We start from the raw sequence: 20,146 nt of genomic DNA, 5'->3' as shown, positions 1-20,146 counted from the left end.
GACCCCCGCCCGTGCCCTGCGGCACCGAAGGGCTTCCAGGGACTCGGGTCGTGTTGAATGGGCGGATGCACATCGTCCTGGGCCCGGCCCCCGATCCGGCACCCGGCCCACACTCCGGGCCATCCAGCCAGCCGGGGCAGGACCGCCAGTCCGAACGGCCAGGCCCGTCCGGTCGCCCCTGGCGGTGGCTACCCGTGGTGGTCGACGACGGCCGACTCGAATTCCTCCCGCCCGTCACCGCCGCCGCGCTCCCCGACCTGGTGCGCGCGCTGCCCGCTCGGCTCGGACTGGACCCCGAGACCGTGCGTTGGGTGTTCGCATCCGTGGCGCGGGATTACCGGCCGCTGCTCGAAGCCGGCGTGGAGATCGGCCGGTGCTGGGACCTGGGCCTGTGCCAGCGCATCCTGACCACTTCGACCTCCACGTCCTCCGCCACCCCCTACTCGCCCACCGTCCCGGTCCCGGTACTGGACCCCGAGCCGTGGGCAGCAGAGCCACCACCAGCCGCACGCGCGGATCAGGGAACCTTCTTCGATCTGCCTTCAGCCAGCCTCCGAGGACAGGACACCCCCGCTGCACCCGAGCTGGCTCGCGAGCTGGTGGCCCAGCTGGATGCGGTGGCGGAATCTCGGCACCGCCACCGGCTCATGCTGCTGTTGGCCGCCGAGTCCCAGGGCGCCCTCATCGCAGCGGAGATCCTGCACGAGGGACTGCCCTGGCGCCGCGACCTGCACGAGCGGATGCTCGCCGAAGAGCTGGGCCCCCGCCCGGCGGAGGGACAGCGCCCCCTACTGTTGCAGAACCTCGCGGAGGACATCGCCGTCACCCTCGGAGTGCCCGGCCTCAATCCGGATTCACCCCAGGACCTGTTGCGCGGACTCAACCTCGCCGGCATCCGCGTGGCCTCCACCCGGGCCTGGGACCTGAAGGCCTGGGCCGCTGAGGGCGGTGCCGACTCGCAGCGCCGTTCCGGGTTGATCTCCGGTGTGCTGGAGTACAAGCGTCTGTACCGGCTGTGGACGGCCAACGGGTGGCATTGGCTGGACGAGTGGGTGCGGGACGGCCGATTCCATCCGGCCTACTCCGTCGGCGGAGTGGTGACGGGCCGGTGGGCCGCCCACGGCGGGGGCGCCATGCAGATCCCGGCGGTGGTCCGGGACGCCGTCCGAGCCGATCCAGGGCATCTTCTCACCGTGGCCGACGCCTCCCAGGTGGAGCCGCGCATCCTCGCAGCGATGTCCGGGGACCGCGCTCTGGCCGAGGCCGGCTCTGGTCACGACCTCTACCTGGCCGTCGCCGAGCAGGGCCGGCGCGCCGGCTCCGAACTCGGTGAGCGCTCTCGGGCGAAGGTGGCGCTACTGGGTGCCATGTATGGCGCGACGACGGGCGATTCTGCGGCGTTGATGCCCCACCTGCGTCGGTTGTTCCCTGAAGCCATCGGCTTGCTGGAGCGCGCGGCACGGCGCGGTGAGGAGGGCGGACAGGTCTCCACCTGGCTGGGGCGCACCTCCCCGCCGGCCGCGCCGGAGTGGCTGGAGGTCACTGGAAACATGGCCACGGCCGAGGCGGAGTCGCGGGCCCGGACGGCGCGCCGGTCGGCTGGCCGGTTCACCCGCAACTTCGTCATCCAGGGCACCGCTGCAGAATGGGCTCTGTGCTGGATGGGTGAGATCCGCCGGCGGTTGCGCGCGGGCACCGCCACGGCCAACGGAAGCCTCCGCCCCCTGCAGACTCGCCTGGTGTTCTTCGTCCACGACGAGGTGGTCCTGCACGGCCCCGCCGAGGAGGCGCCGGCCGTGCATCAGATCGTCACGGAAGCTGCCCAAGCCGCCGGACGGCTGCTGTTCGGGGCGGCCCCGGTGGGGTTCCCGCTCTCGATCTCCGCTGCCGAGTCCTACGCCACGGCCCACTGACGCGCCCAGTGCGCCCGATGTGCCCACGGCCGGCGAGCCCAGGCATGTGAGAGAGCCCCGTACCCGAGCCCCAGGGCGCCTCACTCAGCTCAGAGCCCGAGATCACGCCCGATGAGCTCCTTCATGATCTCGTTGGAGCCGGCCCAGATCTTGTTGACGCGGGCATCCTTCCAGGCACGGGCCACCCGGTACTCGTTCATGTAGCCGTAGCCGCCGTACAGCTGGACGCAGTGGTCGATGACCTCGTTCTGCACGTCCGAGGCCCAGTACTTGGCCTTGGCCGCGTCCACGGCGGACAGCTCGCCGGCGGTGTGGGCCATGATGGCGTCATCGAGGAAGGCCTGGGTGACCTCGACCTTGGTCACGAGCTCGGCCAGCAGGAACTTGTTGTGCTGGAAGGCACCGATCGACTGCCCGAAGGCCTTACGCTCCTTCGCGTAGCCGATCGTCTCGTCCAGGATCTGACGGGCATGGGCGAGCCCGTAGACAGCGGCGCCCAGGCGCTCCTGCGGGAGGTTCTTCATCATCTGGATGAAGCCGGTGTCCACCTGGCCGATGATGTTGGCGGCCGGGACGCGGACATCCGTGAAGAACAGCTCGGCGGTGTCGGATTCAGGCTGGCCGACCTTGTCCAGCTTGCGCCCCCGCTCGAAGCCCGCCATCCCGGCCTCCACACCGAACAGGGTGATGCCCTTGGCCTTCTTCTCTGGGCTGGTGCGGGCTGCGACCACCACCAGGTCGGCGGAGTAGCCGTTGGTGATGAAGGTCTTAGAACCATTGACGACCCACTCGTCGCCGTCGCGCACCGCGGTGGTCCTGAGGTTGGCCAGGTCGGAGCCGCCGGACGGTTCGGTCATCGCGATGGCGGTGACGATGGAGCCCTCCGCCACGCCTGGGAGCCAACGAGCGTGCTGCTCGGCGGTCCCCAGCTCAACGATGTAGGGCGGCACGATGTCCGCGTCGATCCCCACGCAGGAGGAGATGGCGAAGCTGGCCTTGGCCAGTTCCTCGAAGACCACGGCGTTGAAGCGGTAGTCCTGCGGATAGCCACCACCGAACTCCTCCGGGACCTCCAGCCCGAGCAAGCCCTGCTGGCCGGCCTGCAGCCAGAACTCCCGCGGCAGGCCCTTGGCCTCGGCCCACGCCTCGATGTTCGGGTTGACCTGGCGGCTGACGAACTCGGCTACGGCATCACGGAAGTCTTCATGTTCGGTCTCGAATATGCGGCGGCGCACGGTGATCCTCCCGGAGCGGTGGTGGCTGGGTATGACACCAAGATACTACTCATCAGTAGCTTAGGTTTCGAGACCTGGTCCGCTGGGGCGATCCGAGCCACGCTCCACCCCCGTCCCTGTCCGGGCCGGCCCGTGGCGTCCGCTCTACGGCGCCGCGGGCGTACCGGAACCCGACGGCGTCGGGCTCGGGGATCCGGATCCGGAGGGCGTCGGCTCGGAGGCCGTCCCGCTGGGCGCCGGCCCCGAGGGTGAGTCCGCATCCGGGTTGTCCGGAGTCCCATCAGCGGCATCGCCGGGCCGCTCGGGCTCGTTGCCCGGTTCGGTGCCGTTTCCGCCCATCTGGTAACGGTCACGGGATCCGGGGTCCTGGATCGGCGAGTCCTGGGCCGCCCGGAACTCCTCGGCCGGGAACTGCTCCGCCGTCTGGCCCATGTAGTCGAACCACTGGGGTGCCGCCAGCGTGCTGCCCCAGAAGTCCTCGTGGCGCTGCCCGTTGACGGGAACGCCGGCCAGGGACTTCAGGTCCTGATACCGCCCCACCCAGCTGGCCGTGGACAGCCCGGAGGTGAATCCGATGTACCAGGTGGAGGACTGCGCGTTGTTGGTACCGGTCTTGCCACCCATCGGCGACTGCTCGACCGTCTCGGTCTGGCCGGTCTCATCCGCGGTGCGCTGGGCGATGTTGGTGAGCGTCTCGTTCAGCTGGGCGACCACCTCGGGGTCGATCGCCTGCTCACATTCCGGTGCCCCGACGTCGTACTCCTTGCCGTTGGTGCCCTTGACGGAGACCAGGGAGCGCGGGGCACAGTACTGGCCGTCATTCGCGAAGGCCGCGTAGGCGGCGGCCTGGGTCATGGGCGCGAACTCCTCGGCGCCGAGGATGAACGAGGGGTTGGCGGGATTCAGGGGCTGGCCGTCGTCCGCGCGGTGCACGCCGAGGCGCGTGGTCAGGTCCGTGATGTCACACAGGTCCAGTTCCTCGGCCATATTGACCATGACGGTGTTGGTGGACCAGTAGAGGCCGAAGTCGGCGGTCATCTCCCGCTTCATGTTGTCTATGACGTTGTTGACCTTCCAGCCACCCTCGTCGGGAATGGAGATCGAGCCCCCCTCCTGACAGGACGCCTTGAACTCGGATCCCTGCGGCCAGTGGTCCTGGGAGGCGTCAACCATGTCATACATGGACCGGCCGCTCTCGAGCCAGGACGCTGCCACATAGGGTTTGAGCGAGGAGCCACCTTGGAAGCCGTTGCCGCCACCCCGGGCCGCGTCCACGTTGAAGTTCAGCACGGTGTTGCCGGCGTCCTCGCTCTCCTCCGGCGAGTAGTGGGTGTTCTGTGCCATCGCCTTGATGTTGCCGGTCCCCGGCTCCACCGTCACGAGGGAGGCACCCGCGCCTGAGGCATCCCCGGCGGGGGCGGTCTTCTCCACGGACTGTTGGGCCTGGTCCTGCAGACCGGAATCCAGCGTGGTGGTGATCTCCAGGCCGCCGCGGTTCAGCAGTTGCTCACGGGACTCGACGTCCGGCCCGAAGGCCTCGCTCGCGAGGATCTCGCGGTGCACATAGTCGCAGAAGTAGGGGGCCTGGGACGCGGAGATGCAGCCCGTGGCCTCCCGGTGGACGTCCAGTCCGAGCTCCGCGTTGCTGGCCTCCTCGTGCTCCTGCTCGGTGATCTTCCCCTGGGACAGCATCGAGTTCAGCACGATGTTGCGCCGCTCCATCGAGGCCTCGGGGTTGGTCTCCGGGTTGTAGCCGTTCGGGGACTTCACCACTCCGGCGAGGGTGGCCGCCTGGGCGATGTCCAACTCCGCGGCGGGAATGCCCCAGTAGTACTGCGCGGCCGCCTCCACGCCGTACGTACGGCCGCCGAACAGCACGATGTTGAGATACCCCTCGAGGATGTCCTCCTTGGACATCTCCTGCTCCACCGAGACCGCCAGCTTCATCTCCTTGAGCTTGTCCGCATAGGTCTTCGTGCCGGAGATGGTCAGCCGTTCCTCGCCCCGGAGCATGTCCGCATTGATGAGCATGTTGTTCACGTACTGCTGCGTGATGGTGGAGGCTCCCTGCTGGGACCCCGAAGAGGCATTGGTGACCAGCGCGCGGCCGATGCCCTGCGGGTCCACCCCGCCGTGCTCGAAGAACCGCTCGTCCTCGATCGCGATGATCGCGTCCTGCATGTCCTGGCTGATCTGGTCCAGCTCGACCGGCTGGCGGTTCTCCGCATAGAACGTGGCCAGCTCCGTGCCGTCCTCCGCGAGGATGCGGGAGGGCACACTGACGGGCTCCTCACGCAACTCGGCGGGGAATTGCTCGATCATGTCCGAACCCGTAGACGCGGTGGCCCCGCCGGTGACGGCCAGGGGCAGGAACAACCCCGCCACGAGGAGTCCGGCGAGGGCACTCACCCCGAGGAACGAGAGGATCTTGCCGACCGTGGTGGACGTGGCTCTGCGGACAAAACTCATTCGAGCCACGCTGTCAGGGTTTTCTGAACGAAACCTTGGCGTTCGGCTGGCGGAACGTGTGTCCGACCGCGCCGTGTGTCTGACCCGTGCCCGATGCCCGGTCAGCGGTGCAGGCGGCACCGTGCCTGGTACTGTCCCGCGCCGCCCACGTGTTCTGCCGCGGCCACCAGCGGTTTCCCGATGCCGGCGCGCGCCGCCTCCGCAGTGACGGGCACCGCAGCCCCGGTGCCCAGCGCCGCCATGTCAGTGCCGGGTGCCCGACCGTCAGCGTCGGGAGACCGCACCACGCCATGACCGTCAACACGTCGGTGGAAGGCCGCATCGGCTCCGCACACGGCACAGACGGCCAGCAGCTTGGTGACCGACTCGGCTGCGGCCATGAGTGCAGGCAGGGGTTCGAACGCCTGATCATCGAAGGTCAGGCACAGCCCGGACACCACGACGGTGACGCCGCGGTCTGCCAGGTCGATCGCCACTGTCACCAGGTCCGATCCGAAGAATTGGGCTTCATCGATGGCCACGAGGTCGAGTGAGCCGCCGTCAGCGAGATCAGCCCTGTCCACCCAGGTCCGCAGATCCGCCGAGTCGGACACCGATCGGGCGGAGATCCTGCCTCCTGCGTGAGAAGACACCGTATTCGCTCCGCGACGGTCGTCCAGGGCGTGGTTGATGACCAGCACCCGCAACCCGGCGATCGTGGCCCGTCGGACCCGCCGCATGAGCTCCTCGGTCTTGCCGGCGAACATCGGACCGGTGATGACCTCGATACGGCCGCGACCGGTGTGGCCGTCCACGACGCCGGCGCGGGGGCCTTGATCCCCGTCGCCGGGTAGCCGGGTCTTCATGAACCCATGATGGCACCAGGGGCGCTACAGCACCATCGCGGCGATGATGCCGCCGAAGAACAGCGGGATGTTGAAGTGGAGGAAGGTAGGGACGCAGGTGTCCCAGATGTGGTGGTGCTGACCGTCCACGTTCAGGCCGGACGTGGGGCCGAGCGTGGAATCCGAGGCGGGTGAGCCGGCGTCACCGATGGCCCCGGCCGCGCCCACCAGCGCCGCGGTGGCCAGGGGGCTGAAGCCGACGGCGGCGCACAGCGGCACGAAGATCGCCGCCAGGATCGGGATGGTGCCGAAGGACGAGCCGATGCCGATGGTCACGAGCAGGCCGACGACCATCATCACGACGGCGGCCAGCAGCTGGCTGTCCCCGATCCAGCCGGTCGCGGAGGTGACCAGGTCGTCCACGGCTCCGGTCTCGGTGAGCACGGAGGAGTAGCCGGACGCCACGAGCATGATGAAGGCGATGGTGCCCATCATGGTCACGCCTCCGTGGGCGAGCTCATCGGAGGTCCGCCAGTATTCGCCCCGGAACACGAAGATGACCAGCACACCGCCGAGTGCGGCGATGACGAGTGAGCCGAACACGACCTGGAGCACGAGGGTGACCGCAAGGGCGATCAGCACCACGATGTGCTGACGGGTCCAGCCGGTGTTCTCAGCACGGGTCTCAAGACCGGCCGCACCACCTGCTCCCCCGGCGGATCCCCCAGCCGACTCCCCGACGGACGTGGAACCGAGGAAGGTCGCCGCCAGACCGGCGGTCGCGTCCCGGTACTCGCGGGGTCGGCGGTAGGTCACCAGAACCGCGATCACCAGGCCGATCAGCATGCTGGCCACGGGGATGGCCATGGCCAGAGAGATCTCGGCGAGGTCCACGTCCATGCCGTAGGCGGCCATCTCGTCCAGGATGACGTTTTGGAAGATCAGCCCGAAGCCGAGCGGGATCAGCATGTAGGGGGCCTTCAGCCCGAAGGTCAGGGCGGTGGCCACGGCCCTGCGGTCCAGCTTCATCCGGTTGAACACCGTCAGCAGAGGTGGGATCAGGATCGGGATGAAGGCGATGTGGACCGGGACCAGGTTCTGGGAGAAGCAGGCCAATCCAGCGATCCCGAAGACGGTCATGGCACGTTTGCCGCGCATCTTCGGCAGGACCCAGCGGATGAGCTTCTCGGTGATGCCCGAACGGGCGACCATGACCGAGAGGATGCCCAACAGGATATAGCTCAGCGCTGTCTCCCCCTGCCCGCCGAGCCCGCCCACCAGGAGGCTCATGGTGTCCTCGACAGATTGTCCGGACATCAGTCCGGCCACCAGGGCGGCGATCAGCAAGGCGACGATGACGTTCACCCGGGCCAGGCTCAGTGCCGCGAGCACGAGGACGGAGACGACGACGGGGTTCAGGAGCACGACGGTGTTGACCTCGGGTTCAGGTGCCGATACGACGGCGCGGTGGGATGCACGGGTGCGCGTTGGCGCCAACGGTTTCGCGCCCCGAAGAGTCTACCGGGAGGCCTCCGTTCAGCTGGTTCCCTTCCTCACGGAGGCCAGGGCGAGTTGAACCCACCCGAGTCGCCGGCGGACACCGTCGGCCAGGCCCCGGCGATCTACCCCGTGGAGGCATCGGCCTTTCCCACGTCGAAGGAGGGCCGTCGTCCGAAGTAGAAGAATCCGGACAGAATCGCGATGAGCAGGAGGACCGCCATGGCGACCAGCATCGGATAGGGGCCGAACTGAACGAGCAGCGGAATGGAAGCGGCGGTGATGATGCCCCCGCCGAAGAACGGCTCGAAGACCAGCTGCTTGTATCCGAACGCCTCGTAGGCGGGGCTCTTGGCCTCCGGGTCGGCCATGCGCAACAGCATCAGGCCCGTTGCCGTGACCCCCATGGACTGGCCGAAATCGCTGATGCCGCGCTCGAACCAGAAGCTGCGCAGGTACCGCGGCGCGAACACGAAGAAGACCAGGGCGCTCCAGGCGACACCCGCGACCGCGAGGATCACGAAGGGCTCGAGATTGCTCGCGATGGCGTCCAGGGACAACGTGGCCAGCGCCGCGATGATGAGCACGTCGAGCGACATCCCCTGGATGCGCTCCATCGTGCCGCGATCGATCATCTCGGCCTTGTCGAAACGATCCACGAAGACCTGGATGATGACGCCGCCGAGCATCGCCAGCGGGAACAGCGGCACGTAGGCGAAAATCTCCACGGTGTCCGCCCACAGCGCGCCTTCGAGGGCCTGCAGTCCGGAGAGGAGCGCCTGTCCGATGAGGATGGCCCCGGCCACGATGCCGATGTGGAAGGTCATCGACTCGATGGCCGATCCACGGGTCGTCAGCGTGGCCCCAGAGGGACGTTCGCCCTTCGGATGGATACCGCGGCGCTCCGAGCCAGACATCTCCGCGGCGGAGCTCAAGACGGCGGACCGACCGCTGCGGGCTGCCCAGTTGACGGCGATCACACCGATGATGACACCCGACACGATGCCCACGGTCGCCATCGCCAGGGCCAGGTCGCCGCCCTCCTCGAAGCCGAGCTCGGCCATGACCGGGGCCATCCCGGCAGCCGTCCCATGACCGCCCTCGAAGCCGATCTCGATCAGGGCCCCGAACATCGGGCTCACTCCGAAGACGGGCCCCAGCAGGAGCACCACCAGCAGGATACCGATGACGTACTGGCCACTGGCGAAGGTGACCCCTAGCGAGAGCTGGGGGCCGAGCAGTCGGACCGCGCGCCGGGGCGACGGAATGCGTGTGCCCAGGAACAGCGTGGCGAAGACGACGCTGATGAGGAGGCCGGGCAGCTCACCCCAGACCTCCAGCACCTCAGCCCCGAACAGCCCCCCGTCTTCCCACGCCGGCAGGCCGGCCCACCCGGCGAGGCGCCCCAGGATCTGGGGGCCGAGCAGCAGGCCTATGAACCCGGCGATGATGGACACCGGCAGGAACAGCTTCTGGCTCACTTTCCAGGTGGCACGCACCAGCATCCCCACCAAGGCGAGCAGTCCCAGGAGCAGGACCGCCAGCCCAACCGTTGTCGCTTCCATCAATACCCTTAACCGTTGCCGACCAGATGACTCCAGTGCACGCTAGCAGGCAGCCAGGACTTGACTTACCGCACCACTTCGCGGTATGAGCCGTCCACGCGACGGGTCCAGCCGCGGGAGTCGAGGTGCTCGAGCACGGGGATCGCCACCCGGCGGGAGGTCCCCAGCGCCTTCCGGGCCTGGCTGGTGGTGAAGGGCTGCTCGAGCCCGGCCAGTTCGCGCATGGCCCGGGCCGGGGCCGTGGGCAGCAGCACCACTGACCCGTCCAGCCGTATAATCCGGCCGGCTCGTTCGGCGGCCGCCAACTCTTTGGGGCCAAGTCTCAGGGCAGTGAGGTCGTCACCCTCGGGGGCGTCGAAGGGGTGTGCCGCCAGGCGGTGTTCCAAGGTCACGATGGCCTGTTCCGCCGGGCCCAGCCCTGTGCCTTGGCCGGATAGGCGGATGTAGCCACCTCCCTGTTCCATACCCGCCTCCACGACGATGGCGTTGACGAGGGTGTCGTCCCCGTCCACCTCGAGCAAAGAGGCCGCCGCACCCCTGCTGACCCCGGCGGCTAGCGGATCGCTGATGGCCAGCGTCTCCACGGCCTCCCGCAGTCGTGCGGCCCACCGGTCCAGTACGGGGGCATGGACCCACCAGTCGCCGAACACCCGGACGTCCTCAGGAATCCCGTTGTCTTCACCAGGTGCTTCCTCACCAGCCGCCCCCGCCTCCAGACCCACCAGTCCGAGCCGTTGGAGGAACCCCACCCTCACCGCGCCCCGCCGCACGACCTCGAGTCGGGCGTCGCCGCCGTCGGGCACCGTCTCCAAGTAGGCCGCATGCCGGGTCCCGGCCCCTCGTCGGGTGAACTCCGGCGGGTCCACATCCAGCACCAGGGCACCACCGAAGACAGCACGGCTGCCGGGGTCACGCAGCACCAGCCGGTCTCCCGGCACCAGCGGCAATTCCCGCTCGAGCATGAGCCGGGCGTGCCCGGCGTTGAAGGGCCGCACGCGCGCGGGCACCGTCGCCGTACCGACGTGCACCAGCAGTTGCCCGGGCGCCTGGTCGAGATCGGTGCCAGTGGTGCGCCGGACGTCCACGACGCCGGCCACCGGCCAGACCCCGGGCGTCACCAGGGCGTCGCCCCGGTGAACGTCGTCCGCGGTGACGCCCCGCAGGTTCACGGCCACGCGTTGGGTCGGTCCGATCGACGGGTGCGGGCGATTGCGGCTGTGCAGGGCACGCACCGAGACGGCACGCGGGGAATCGGCGCCGAGCACCTCGAGCCGGTTGTTCTCGGCCAGGGTCCCGGCCGTCAGGGTGCCCGTCACCACCGCGCCGGACCCCTTGACGGTGAAGGAGCGGTCCACCCAGAACCGGACACGTCCGGCCACCGCGGGGGCGGGAACGTCCGCCAGCATGCGGCCCAGTTGGTGCCGCAGGTCCTCCAGTCCTGCCCCGGTCACGGCGGACACGACGACGGCTGGCACCCCGGCCAGCGCGGTTCCGGCGAGCTCGGCCCGGGTCTGCGCCAGCACGGCGTCCACCCGCTCCGGGGCGCGGTCCGCCTTGGTGATCACGATGAGCCCGTACTTGATCCCGAGGGCGGCGATGGCGTCCCGGTGGTCAGCGGACTGTGCCTGCCAGCCCTCGTCCGCCGCGACGATGAAGCAGACGGCCGGGGCCGGGCCGAGGCCGGCGAGCATGTTGCCGAGAAACCGCTCGTGCCCTGGGACGTCCACGAAGGCCACGTCCTCCCCCGAGGGCAGCGGCGTCCACGCGAAACCGAGGTCGATGGTCAACCCCCGCCGCCTCTCCTCGGCCCAGCGGTCCGGTTCCATGCCGGTCAGGGCGCGGACCAGGGTGGACTTGCCGTGGTCCACGTGCCCGGCGGTGGCGACGACGTACATGTCAGCGCCCGGGCCCGGGCGGCAGGTCGGGAAGGTCACCGGTGTTGCCGGGACCCCTGGTGCAGGCGAGCCGCGTCTGGGCCGCGCGGACCGCGTCGGCCAGCCGGCCGTCGTCGGGCTCGGGGATGCAGCGCAGGTCCACCAGGCAGGCACCGTCGTGGACACGGGGCAGCACAGCGGGCTCCCCGGTGCGCAGCAGCGGCGCCAGCTCCTCGGGGAGACGGACCGCCCATCCAGCCAGGGGGACGCCCGGGGCGCCCCCTCCCCCGACCCGGCCCTCGTGCGCCACCACCGGTGCGTCGACGGCGGCAGCGAGCCGGTCCGCGCGCTCGCGCAGACGCGCGGGGTCCGCGTGCAGGGACTGGGCCACCGGGCTGGGACCGGCGGTGAGGGTGGCCTCCAAAGCGGCCAGGGTCAACTTGTCTGCCCGCACGGCGCGGGCGAGCGGGTGCGTGGCCAATCGCTGGATGGTGCGGCTGCGGCCCAGGAGGATCCCGGCCTGCGGCCCGCCGAGCAGCTTGTCCCCGCTGGCGATCACGACGTCGGCCCCCGCGGTCAGGGCCTCGGCCAGGTCCGGCTCGTCCGGCAGCAGGGGGTCATGTGTGAGGAGACCGCTGCCGATGTCCACGATGAGCGGCAACGGCCTGCCATCACCACGGTCGATCTCCGCCTCGTCAGCCAGCGTGCGAAGCTCCGCGATCGAGACGGAGGAGGTGAAGCCGTCGACGCGGAAGTTGCTGGGGTGGATCTTGAGCAGGCCGGTGGTCTGCGGACCGATGGCGTCGGCGTAGTCGGCCCGGTGCGTGCGGTTGGTGGTGCCGACCTCACGCAGCCTGGATCCGGTGGAGGCGATGAGGTCCGGCAGCCGGAAGCCGGCACCGATCTCCACGAGCTCTCCCCGGCTGACGATGAGCTCCCCGGTCCCGGCGAGGGCCGTGGTGGCCAGGACGAGGGCCGCGGCGCCGTTGTTGACGACGAGGGCGTCCACCCCGTCTGGCACGGCCTCAAGCACCGCGGCGGGGAGGGCGGCCAGCAGGGCCCCCCGGGTGCCGGTGCCCCGTTTCGAGCGCTGGCCGCTGGCCAGATCCAGCTCCACGTCCACGTAACCGCTGGAGGCGACGAGCGCCTCCACGGCGGCCTGCGGCAGCGGGGCCCGGCCCAGGTTCGTGTGGACCACCACGCCGGTCGCATTGAGGACCGGCCGGAGGGTGGTGGCGTTCCGGGCGGCGACGGCGGCGCGGACGGCTGGCACCACGTCCTCCGGGGTGATCTCCCCGCTCCGTGCGCGCGACTGGGCGTGCGTGATCAGGGAGCGGAGCACGGCCTCGCTGAGACGGGGCCGCGCCTCGACGATCTCGGGCAGGGCGAGCAGGGTGTCCGTGCGCGGGATCCGGCGCCGGGGATCCTCCGCGCGGTCCAGTGGTGCAGCGGTCACGGGTTCTCCTTCCGGTACCGCTCTGCGGTGGTGGTGATCGGCCGGCCCGCGGCATCTGCGGGCGGTGACGTTGGCGGAAGCGGACGGGAATCGAACCCGCCAGACCGAGATGCTCGGTCTCACCGGTTTTGAAGACCGGGGTGACCACCAGGACACAGACGCTTCCGCCCCTGAAACTACCAGCAGATCCGCAGCGGGCCGGGCAGCCCGACGGGCAGCGGGCTAGGGTGTGGCCATGGAGCCCAACGAGACCACCCGAGACGACATCACTCAGATCCGGCTCACCCAGTACGGCCACGGCGGTGGCTGCGCGTGCAAGATCCCGCCGGGTGAGTTGGAGGAGGCCGTCCGTGGGCTCGGCGGGCAGACGAATCCCGGCGTCATCGTGGGACTGGACGACGGTGACGATGCCGCGGCGGTGCTCATCCGGGACGGGCTCGCCGTCCTGTCCACCGCGGACTTCTTCACCCCCATGGTGGACGACGCCTACGACTGGGGACGGATCGCCGCCGCGAATGCCCTGTCCGACATCTACGCGATGGGCGGCACCCCCGTGGTCGCGATCAACCTCGTGGGCTGGCCCCGGGGCGTGCTGCCGATGGAGGTCCTGACCGAGGTGCTCCGGGGTGGCCTGGACGTGGCCCGGCTCGCCGACACTCCCGTGATCGGCGGCCACACCATCGACAACCCCGAACCGATCTACGGCATGGCCGTGACCGGCACCGCCCACCCGGACCGGCTGCTGCGCAACGACGCCGCACAGCCCGGGCTGCCGATCACCCTCACCAAGCCGATCGGCGTCGGGCTGCTGAACAACCGGGTGAAGCAGACCGGCGAGCCCTCCCCGGCCGCCATCGAGTCGATGACCTCCCTGAACCGGGAGGCCGCCGCGGCCGCCCTGGCCGCGGGCCGCACCGCCGCCACGGACGTCACCGGCTTCGGACTGCTCGGACACCTGCACAAGATGGCCCGGGCCTCCGGCGTGGGCGCCGTGATCCACCGTGCCGCCGTACCCCTGATCGACGGGGCCGCCGAGGCACTGCGGGACGGATACGTCTCCGGCGGCACGCGACGCAACCTGGACTGGGTGCGGCCGCACCTCACTCCGGGGGCCGGCGTCACCGAGGACGACCTGCTGCTCCTGGCCGACGCGCAGACCTCGGGCGGCCTGCTCGTGGTCGGTGAGGTGCCGGGTTATCCGGTCATCGGCGAGACGGTGAGCGCGTCCGGGATCGCCGTGCGTTGACCGAGTCCGTCATCTCTTCCAGTTCTCGGCCCTTGGTCTCCGCCACGAACCTCCACACGAAGACGAAGGACAGCGCGGCCATGGCCGCGTAGAGGCCGTAGGCCAGGCTCAGCCCGACGTCGGCCAGCATCGGGAACGTGGTGGACACCGTGAAATTGGCCGCCCACTGGGCTGCGGCCGCCACGGCCAGGGCACCGGCGCGGATCCGGTTGGGGAACATCTCCCCCAGCAGGACCCAGACGAGCGGTCCCCAGGTGGCGCCGAAGAACACCACGAACGCGTTGGCCGCCACCAGCGCCACAGTCGCCCAGGGACCGCCCAGCTCGGCGCTGGTGGTGCCGTCCGGGGCCGTCGTGGTGACCGCGAAGGAGAACGACACGGCCATCAGGGCGAGGGAGAACGTCATGCCGAGGGAGCCCACGAGCAGCATGGGACGCCGGCCGACCCGGTCCACCAGCAGGATGGCGATGATCGTCACCACGATGTTCGTCACCGAGGTGATCACCGAGACGGTCAGGGCATCGGATTCCTCGAACCCGACGGAACGCCAGAGCGTGGTGGAGTAGTAGAAGATCACGTTGATGCCGACGAACTGCTGGAACACCGAGAGGGCGATGCCGACCCACACGATCGGCTTCAGCCCCATCAACGAGCCGGCCAGGTCACGCAGGGACTCCCGCTTCTCGGAGTCCAAGGTGTTCTTGATCTCCTGGATCTTCAGGTTGACCTGTTCCACCCCGGTGAAGTCGTAGAGCACCTGAGCGGCCTGGTCCAGTTTCCCCCGGCCCACCAGGAACCGCGGCGACTCGGGCAGCCGGAAGGCGAAGATCCCATACAGGGCCGCGGGGACGGCCTCTGCCATGAACATCCACCGCCAGGCCTCCAGCCCCCACCAGAACGGTTCGGCCGCGCCCCCGGCCAGGTTGGCGAACATCGCGTCCGAGAGCAGCGCCACGAAGATGCCGGTGACGATGGCCAGCTGCTGGAGGGAGCCGAGACGTCCGCGAACCCCGGCGGGGCTGACCTCGGCGATGTAGGCCGGGGCGATCACCGAGGCCGCCCCCACGCCCAGACCTCCGATCACACGCCAGACGATCAGGTCCCAGACGCCGAAGGCCAGGCCGGAACCGATCGCGGACACCAGGAACAGGACCGAGGCCAGCAGCATCACCGGCACACGTCCGAGCCGGTTGGCCACGGGGCCGGCGAACCAGGCACCGACGGCACAGCCGAGCAACGCCGAGGACACGGCGAACCCGGTCAGCCCCGCCCCGAGCGAGAAGTGTTCGGACAGGGCATCCACCGCGCCGTTGATGACCGAGGTGTCGAAGCCGAACAGGAAACCGCCCAGCGCAGCGGCGATGCAAATGCCGATGACGCGGGCATTGAGCCGGCTGGTGGGGTCTTTGGTGACCATGGGATTCCTTGGGTGACGAGGACAGATGGCGTGATGTGCAACACCGTACGCCTCGCCACCGGTGATTCGAAGGGACGGCCGCTAACCGACTGTCGTGATCGAATCGTCCGTGATGCCGGCCCGACGGCGGGCGGCCAGGCGCCGCTTCTGCGGCTCGACCGTGTACCTCGGGTCCCGGGCGGAGTCCTTGCCGGCGTAGAACACCCCAAAGCGGGTGAACGCGGAGGCCGTGACGAGGGCGGCGCCGGAGACGGCAGCCACCACGCGGTTGCGGCCGCCCAGCAGGGTGCCGACGCCGCCGGCGATCGCCAGCCGCTCGCTCCACTTCATCAGCATCCCGGGACGGCCGGTCTCCAGCGGCTCCACCGCGACCGGGTCCATCCGGGCCTCCATGTAGCGGGTGGCCACGACATCCGCCACCACGCCGAGCATCGCGAGTGCCCGGGCGGGCGCCGTCTGGCGCACCGGCGTCGTGATCATGGCCATTCCGGAGGCAGCGATGGAGGCGGAACTGACGAACACGAACGGCAGGTCCTCCTTCGCATCGTTCCAGGTGGGCATGGCGGTGTCCGAGAGCAGTACGGCGGTGTACCCGGCCAGCGGGGCCCCGAGCAGCGCGGCCAGTCCGCCGGCCGGCCCCTCGACGGCCCGCAGCATCCCGCGCAGCGGCCCCAGGGGCAGCTTCTCCCCCAGCATGCGGTCCACGTCCGCCGCCGCGGCCACGCCGGCACCGGTGCTGAAGCCGGCCAGCACCCAGGAACCCAAGCTCATCGGCGAGGACAGCTTCACGGTGCGCATCATGTTGTAGAACCGCTCGGGACGGCCGAGGTCCGCCACCAGGGCCACGGCGCCGACGCCGGCCGCGGCCAGGGCGGTGATGCGCGTGTTGCGGCGCAGTACGTCCCGACCGGTCAACTGGGCACCGAAGGCCAGCAGGGAGGACCCCCCGGCGATGCCGCCGCACACGAGATAGGCGGCGACTCGCTCGTCCCACGGCGGGGCCTTGACGATGGGACGGCCGTAGTAGGAGTTGGATGCGGTGTTGCTGAACTGTGGTTCAGGCACCATCGCCATCTCGCGGCCGCCGTCCGAGGTGGACGGAGCCAGGCCACTGCGGTGCCGTCGGTTGTCCTGCTCCGGGCGGTCCCGGCGCCGGCGCCGGCGGGGTTCCTCTGGCGGACGGTAACTGTCGAACTCGGAGGTCGTCACCGGCGACCCCCACCGAGGAACGCCAGTCCTGCGGCGGCGACCATGCCGGCCATGGCGATCCCGGCTCGGGCGTACATCCGGGGCAGATCCCGGGTGGGGACCCTCGGGTCCGGTGGCAGGCCGTAGACCTCGGGCTCGTCCAGCAGGAGGAACACGGAACCGGTGCCGCCGACCCCGTCCTTCGGGTTCGCGCCGTAGAGGCGGGCCTCGGTGCGGCCCTGCGCGTGGAGCTGGGCCACGCGCTCCTGCGCGGAGGCGACCATGTCCTCGCGCTCCCCATACCGGATGGAGGTGGTGGGGCAGGCCTGGGCGCAGGCGGGGGTCTGCCCATCCGTCATCCGGTCGTAGCAGAGCGTGCACTTCTGGGCGACGCCGGAGTTCTTGTTCTTCTTCGGCTGGGCGGCCTTCTGGTGCTGAGACGACTTCTTCGCGGCCTTTTTCTCCGCCTTCTCCGCCTTCTCGCTCACCGTCGATGACGCTTGGGCGTGCACACCCGGCGCCGGCGACCGGTCCGTCTTGGGCTGCGCGATGCCGTCCTTGCGACGCTCGATCACGCCGAACGGGCAACCGGCCACGCAGGTCCCGCAGCCGTTGCAGACATCGTCCTGGACCACCACGGTGCCATGCTCGGTGCGGAACAGCGCACCAGTGGGGCACACGTCCAGGCAACCGGCGTTGGTGCAGTGCTTGCAGACATCCGAGGACATCAGCCAACGGAACTCGGGTGTGTCCGGCGGGGTGATGTCCACGGCCGAGGAATCAACCGCCGAGCCGAGGGAGGACAGCACGTCCAGACCGCCCATATCGGGTCCGGCCTGCAGACCGCCGACCAGGCTGGCGTCGATCGGGCCGTCCAACGGACCCGAGCGGGTACCGGTGCGGGTGCTGGGACGGATGGCGCCGGCGTCGTCCGCTCCCCCGGCTCCGCTTCCGGGCGCTCGCCGGAGGGTGGGCATGCCCAGGCTGACCAGCGCGCGTCCGGACTCGCGGGCCTCTTCCACGCGCTGCCGGTCCTGCTCGACGAACGCCACATGGCGCCAGGTGTCCGCCCCGAGGCCCTCGGAATTGTCGAAGGAGGAGTTGGAAAGCGTGTAATCCGAGTCGACCGGGTTGCGGTTCCACTCCTTGCAGGCCACCTCGCAGGCCTTGCAGCCGATGCAGATGGAGGTGTCTGTGAAGAAGCCTTTGCGCGGGTGCGGGTGCTCGTAGTGAGCGTCCGCCGTGGGGTTGCCCTCTACAGTCGCATCCGGGCCCTGTGTCATCTGCACCATCTAGTCCTCCCTTCCTGTGCGTGATTCGGTGGCCGGGGGTCGGTGGCTGTGCTGCTGGTCTGGGTTCCGGCCGAGCGGACCCGGTGGGTCGTGCGGCAGGACCGGCCCGTCCGTGGGCGGGTGCGGCCGTGCGCTCGTCATCTCCGACGGTGCCATCGGGTCCGCCGCCGGCCCGGCGTCCTCACCGGTTCCCGTAACGCCCTCGTTGCCGCTGTCGACCGTCAGGCCTGCCCGCCGCTGATAGCCCGCGACGAAGTCGAGCAGGTCGGTGCCCCGGGGACGGCGGCCCGGGATGATGTCACAGGCAGCCACCTTGGACCCCTGGATGAGTACGTTCGGATCCAGGGTCACACCGATCAGGTCGTTGGCGGAGTCTCCGCTGACCACGGCGTCACCGCCCACGCCCCAGTGGTAGGGCAGGCCGATCTGATGGACGGTCTGCCCCTCCGCGCCGCCGATCCTCAACGGCCGCATGCGTTCGGTGACGAGCACCTTCGCCTCGATGGCCGTTCGCGGCGAGACGATGGTCGCCCAGCCATAGGGCTCCAACCCGCGCTCGGCCGCCAGCTCCGGCGACACCTCGCAGAACATCTCGGGCTGCAGCTCGGACAAGTAGGGCAGCCAGCGGCTCATGCCGCCAGCCGTGTGGTGCTCGGTCAGTCGGTAGGTGGTGAACAGGAACGGATACACCTCCGCGCCGGGCATCCCGGCACTGGGCTTGCTGTAGTTGTCTGGACGCGGAACGGTCACCCGGGTGGGGTTGTGCTGCTGCGCGTACATCACGTTCGGGACCGGGGACTCCTGGGCCTCGTAGTGCGTGGGCAGCGGCCCGTCCACCATGCCCTTCGGAGCGAACAGCCAACCCTTGCCGTCGGCCTGCATGATGAATGCGTCGTCCCCGGCCAGGGCCGCAGGGCCGCCGGCCTCTGGGTCCGGGATGGTCCCGGGGGCCAGGGTGATCGGGAAGTCGGGCACGTCGTTGCCGACCCAGCGGCCCTGATCCTCGTCCCACCAGACGAGTTTCTTGCGCTCGCTCCAGGGCTTGCCCTCGGGGTCCGCGGAGGCCCGGTTGTAGAGGATGCGGCGGTTGGCCGGCCAGGCCCAGCCCCACTCCTTGCCGGCGGGACCGTCCGGCACACCGGTCTCCCGGTCCGCGGCGTGGTTGATGCCGTCCGCGTAGACGCCCGTGTAGACCCAGCAGCCGCCCTCGGTGGAGCCGTCCGCCTTCATCTCATTGAACGTGGACAGGTGCTTCCCGGCGTCGGGTCCGGTCAGGTGCCGCCCGTTGATCTCCTGCAACACGGCGTCGCCCTCCGGCTCGCCGTGCTCGTCCACTGGGTAGTCCCACGTCAGGTCGAGCAGGGCGCGGTCGCGAGGGTCGGTGGAGTCCGCCAGGCGGGCCCGGATGCGCTGGCCGACCTCGTAGAAGAACTGCAGCTCGCTCTGAGCGTCCCCTGGCGGCTGTACCGCCTGATGACGCCATTGCACCAACCGTTGGGTCTGGGTGAAGGTGCCCGCCTTCTCCACATGGTTCGCTGCGGGGAAGAAGAACACCTCGGTCTCGATGTCCTCGGTGCGCAGCTCGCCGGTCTCGATCTCCGGCCCGTCCTTCCACCAGGTGGCGGACTCGATCAGCTGGAAGTCGCGGACCACAAGCCATTTCAGGTTCGCCATGCCCAACCGTTGCATGCGTCCGTTGGCCGACCCCACCGCCGGGTTCTGGCCGAGGATGAAGTAGCCCTCGACCTCTCCGGCCATCATGCCCTCGACCGTCTGGTAGGTCCCGTGTGGCCCGGTCAGTCGCGGCAGGTAGCCATAGCCCCAGTCGTTCTCCTCCGTGGCGGCATCTCCCCACCACGCCTTGAGCAGGCTGATGGTGTAGGCGTCCGCATTGGCCCAATAGCCCTTCTGCTTCTTCGAGGCGATCCCGTCCAGGTAGGTGGACAGGTCCTCCTTCTCCACGGTCGGCATTGGGAGGTAGCCGGGGAGCAGGTTGAAGAGGGTGGGGATGTCCGTGGAGCCCTGGATCGAGGCGTGGCCGCGCAGGGCCATGATCCCGCCACCCGGACGGCCCATGTTGCCCAGCAGCAACTGCAGGATGGTGGCGGTGCGGATGTACTGGGCACCGACGGTGTGCTGGGTCCAGCCGACGGCGTAGGCGAAGCACGTG

At 69.6% G+C, this 20,146-nt stretch carries 12 protein-coding genes, 1 tRNA gene and 1 pseudogene; 2 read left to right on the top strand and 12 right to left on the bottom strand.

Annotated elements, in window-relative coordinates:
- The first annotated feature begins 65 nt into the window (after nt 1–65).
- Nucleotides 66–1,913 (top strand): bifunctional 3'-5' exonuclease/DNA polymerase, encoded by a 1,848-nt coding sequence (locus ABD134_RS14110; RefSeq protein ID WP_344230476.1) that lies wholly within the window; start codon nt 66–68, stop codon nt 1,911–1,913.
- Between the two features lie 89 nt (nt 1,914–2,002).
- On the opposite strand, the gene ABD134_RS14105 is transcribed toward ABD134_RS14110, so the two are convergent.
- The 8 genes from ABD134_RS14105 to ABD134_RS14070 form a co-directional block, all read right to left on the bottom strand.
- On the bottom strand, nt 2,003–3,148 hold the full coding sequence (locus tag ABD134_RS14105) for an acyl-CoA dehydrogenase family protein (RefSeq protein WP_344230474.1): 1,146 nt from the start codon (nt 3,146–3,148) through the stop codon (nt 2,003–2,005).
- A 144-nt stretch (nt 3,149–3,292) separates the two neighbouring features.
- Nucleotides 3,293–5,617: a transglycosylase domain-containing protein gene (locus ABD134_RS14100; RefSeq protein WP_344230472.1), complete on the bottom strand. Its 2,325-nt coding sequence runs from the start codon at nt 5,615–5,617 to the stop codon at nt 3,293–3,295.
- Between the two features lie 101 nt (nt 5,618–5,718).
- On the bottom strand, nt 5,719–6,462 hold the full coding sequence (locus ABD134_RS14095; RefSeq protein ID WP_344230470.1) for a thymidine kinase: 744 nt from the start codon (nt 6,460–6,462) through the stop codon (nt 5,719–5,721).
- 24 nt (nt 6,463–6,486) lie between these two features.
- Complete coding sequence (locus ABD134_RS14090) at nt 6,487–7,866, bottom strand: SLC13 family permease (protein WP_344230469.1); 1,380 nt, start codon at nt 7,864–7,866, stop codon at nt 6,487–6,489.
- Between the two features lie 197 nt (nt 7,867–8,063).
- On the bottom strand, nt 8,064–9,503 hold the full coding sequence (locus ABD134_RS14085; RefSeq protein WP_344230468.1) for a sodium/glutamate symporter: 1,440 nt from the start codon (nt 9,501–9,503) through the stop codon (nt 8,064–8,066).
- Between the two features lie 65 nt (nt 9,504–9,568).
- Complete coding sequence (gene selB, locus ABD134_RS14080; RefSeq protein WP_344230467.1) at nt 9,569–11,398, bottom strand: selenocysteine-specific translation elongation factor; 1,830 nt, start codon at nt 11,396–11,398, stop codon at nt 9,569–9,571.
- Nucleotide 11,399: 1 nt separating this feature from the next.
- Complete coding sequence (gene selA / locus ABD134_RS14075; RefSeq protein ID WP_344230465.1) at nt 11,400–12,833, bottom strand: L-seryl-tRNA(Sec) selenium transferase; 1,434 nt, start codon at nt 12,831–12,833, stop codon at nt 11,400–11,402.
- 71 nt (nt 12,834–12,904) lie between these two features.
- Nucleotides 12,905–12,999 (bottom strand) — tRNA-Sec (locus tag ABD134_RS14070).
- Between the two features lie 69 nt (nt 13,000–13,068).
- Between ABD134_RS14070 and selD the strand changes: the two genes are divergently transcribed.
- Nucleotides 13,069–14,079, top strand: a complete 1,011-nt coding sequence (gene selD, locus ABD134_RS14065) for a selenide, water dikinase SelD (RefSeq protein WP_344230463.1) — start codon at nt 13,069–13,071, stop codon at nt 14,077–14,079.
- Here selD and ABD134_RS14060 read toward each other — a convergent pair.
- The 4 genes and pseudogenes from ABD134_RS14060 to ABD134_RS14045 all read right to left on the bottom strand — a co-directional run.
- Nucleotides 14,036–15,496: a sugar porter family MFS transporter gene (locus ABD134_RS14060; protein ID WP_344230461.1), complete on the bottom strand. Its 1,461-nt coding sequence runs from the start codon at nt 15,494–15,496 to the stop codon at nt 14,036–14,038. The genes selD and ABD134_RS14060 overlap by 44 nt on opposite strands.
- A gap of 81 nt (nt 15,497–15,577) precedes the next feature.
- The gene (nrfD, locus tag ABD134_RS14055; protein ID WP_344230459.1) at nt 15,578–16,705 is read right to left on the bottom strand and encodes an NrfD/PsrC family molybdoenzyme membrane anchor subunit; all 1,128 of its coding nucleotides are present in this window, start codon (nt 16,703–16,705) and stop codon (nt 15,578–15,580) included.
- Nucleotides 16,702–17,976 (bottom strand): 4Fe-4S dicluster domain-containing protein, encoded by a 1,275-nt coding sequence (locus ABD134_RS14050; RefSeq protein ID WP_344230457.1) that lies wholly within the window; start codon nt 17,974–17,976, stop codon nt 16,702–16,704. Before ABD134_RS14050 ends, nrfD begins: the two co-directional genes overlap by 4 nt.
- A 105-nt stretch (nt 17,977–18,081) precedes the next feature.
- Nucleotides 18,082–20,146, bottom strand: a pseudogene (locus ABD134_RS14045) (molybdopterin dinucleotide binding domain-containing protein); the annotation flags it as partial.

Source organism: Citricoccus alkalitolerans, from assembly GCF_039528175.1.
GTDB classification, from domain to species: Bacteria; Actinomycetota; Actinomycetes; order Actinomycetales; family Micrococcaceae; genus Citricoccus; species Citricoccus alkalitolerans.
Note: the sequence above shows the minus strand (reverse complement) of the source record. Positions and strands in the feature narration are given on the sequence as shown.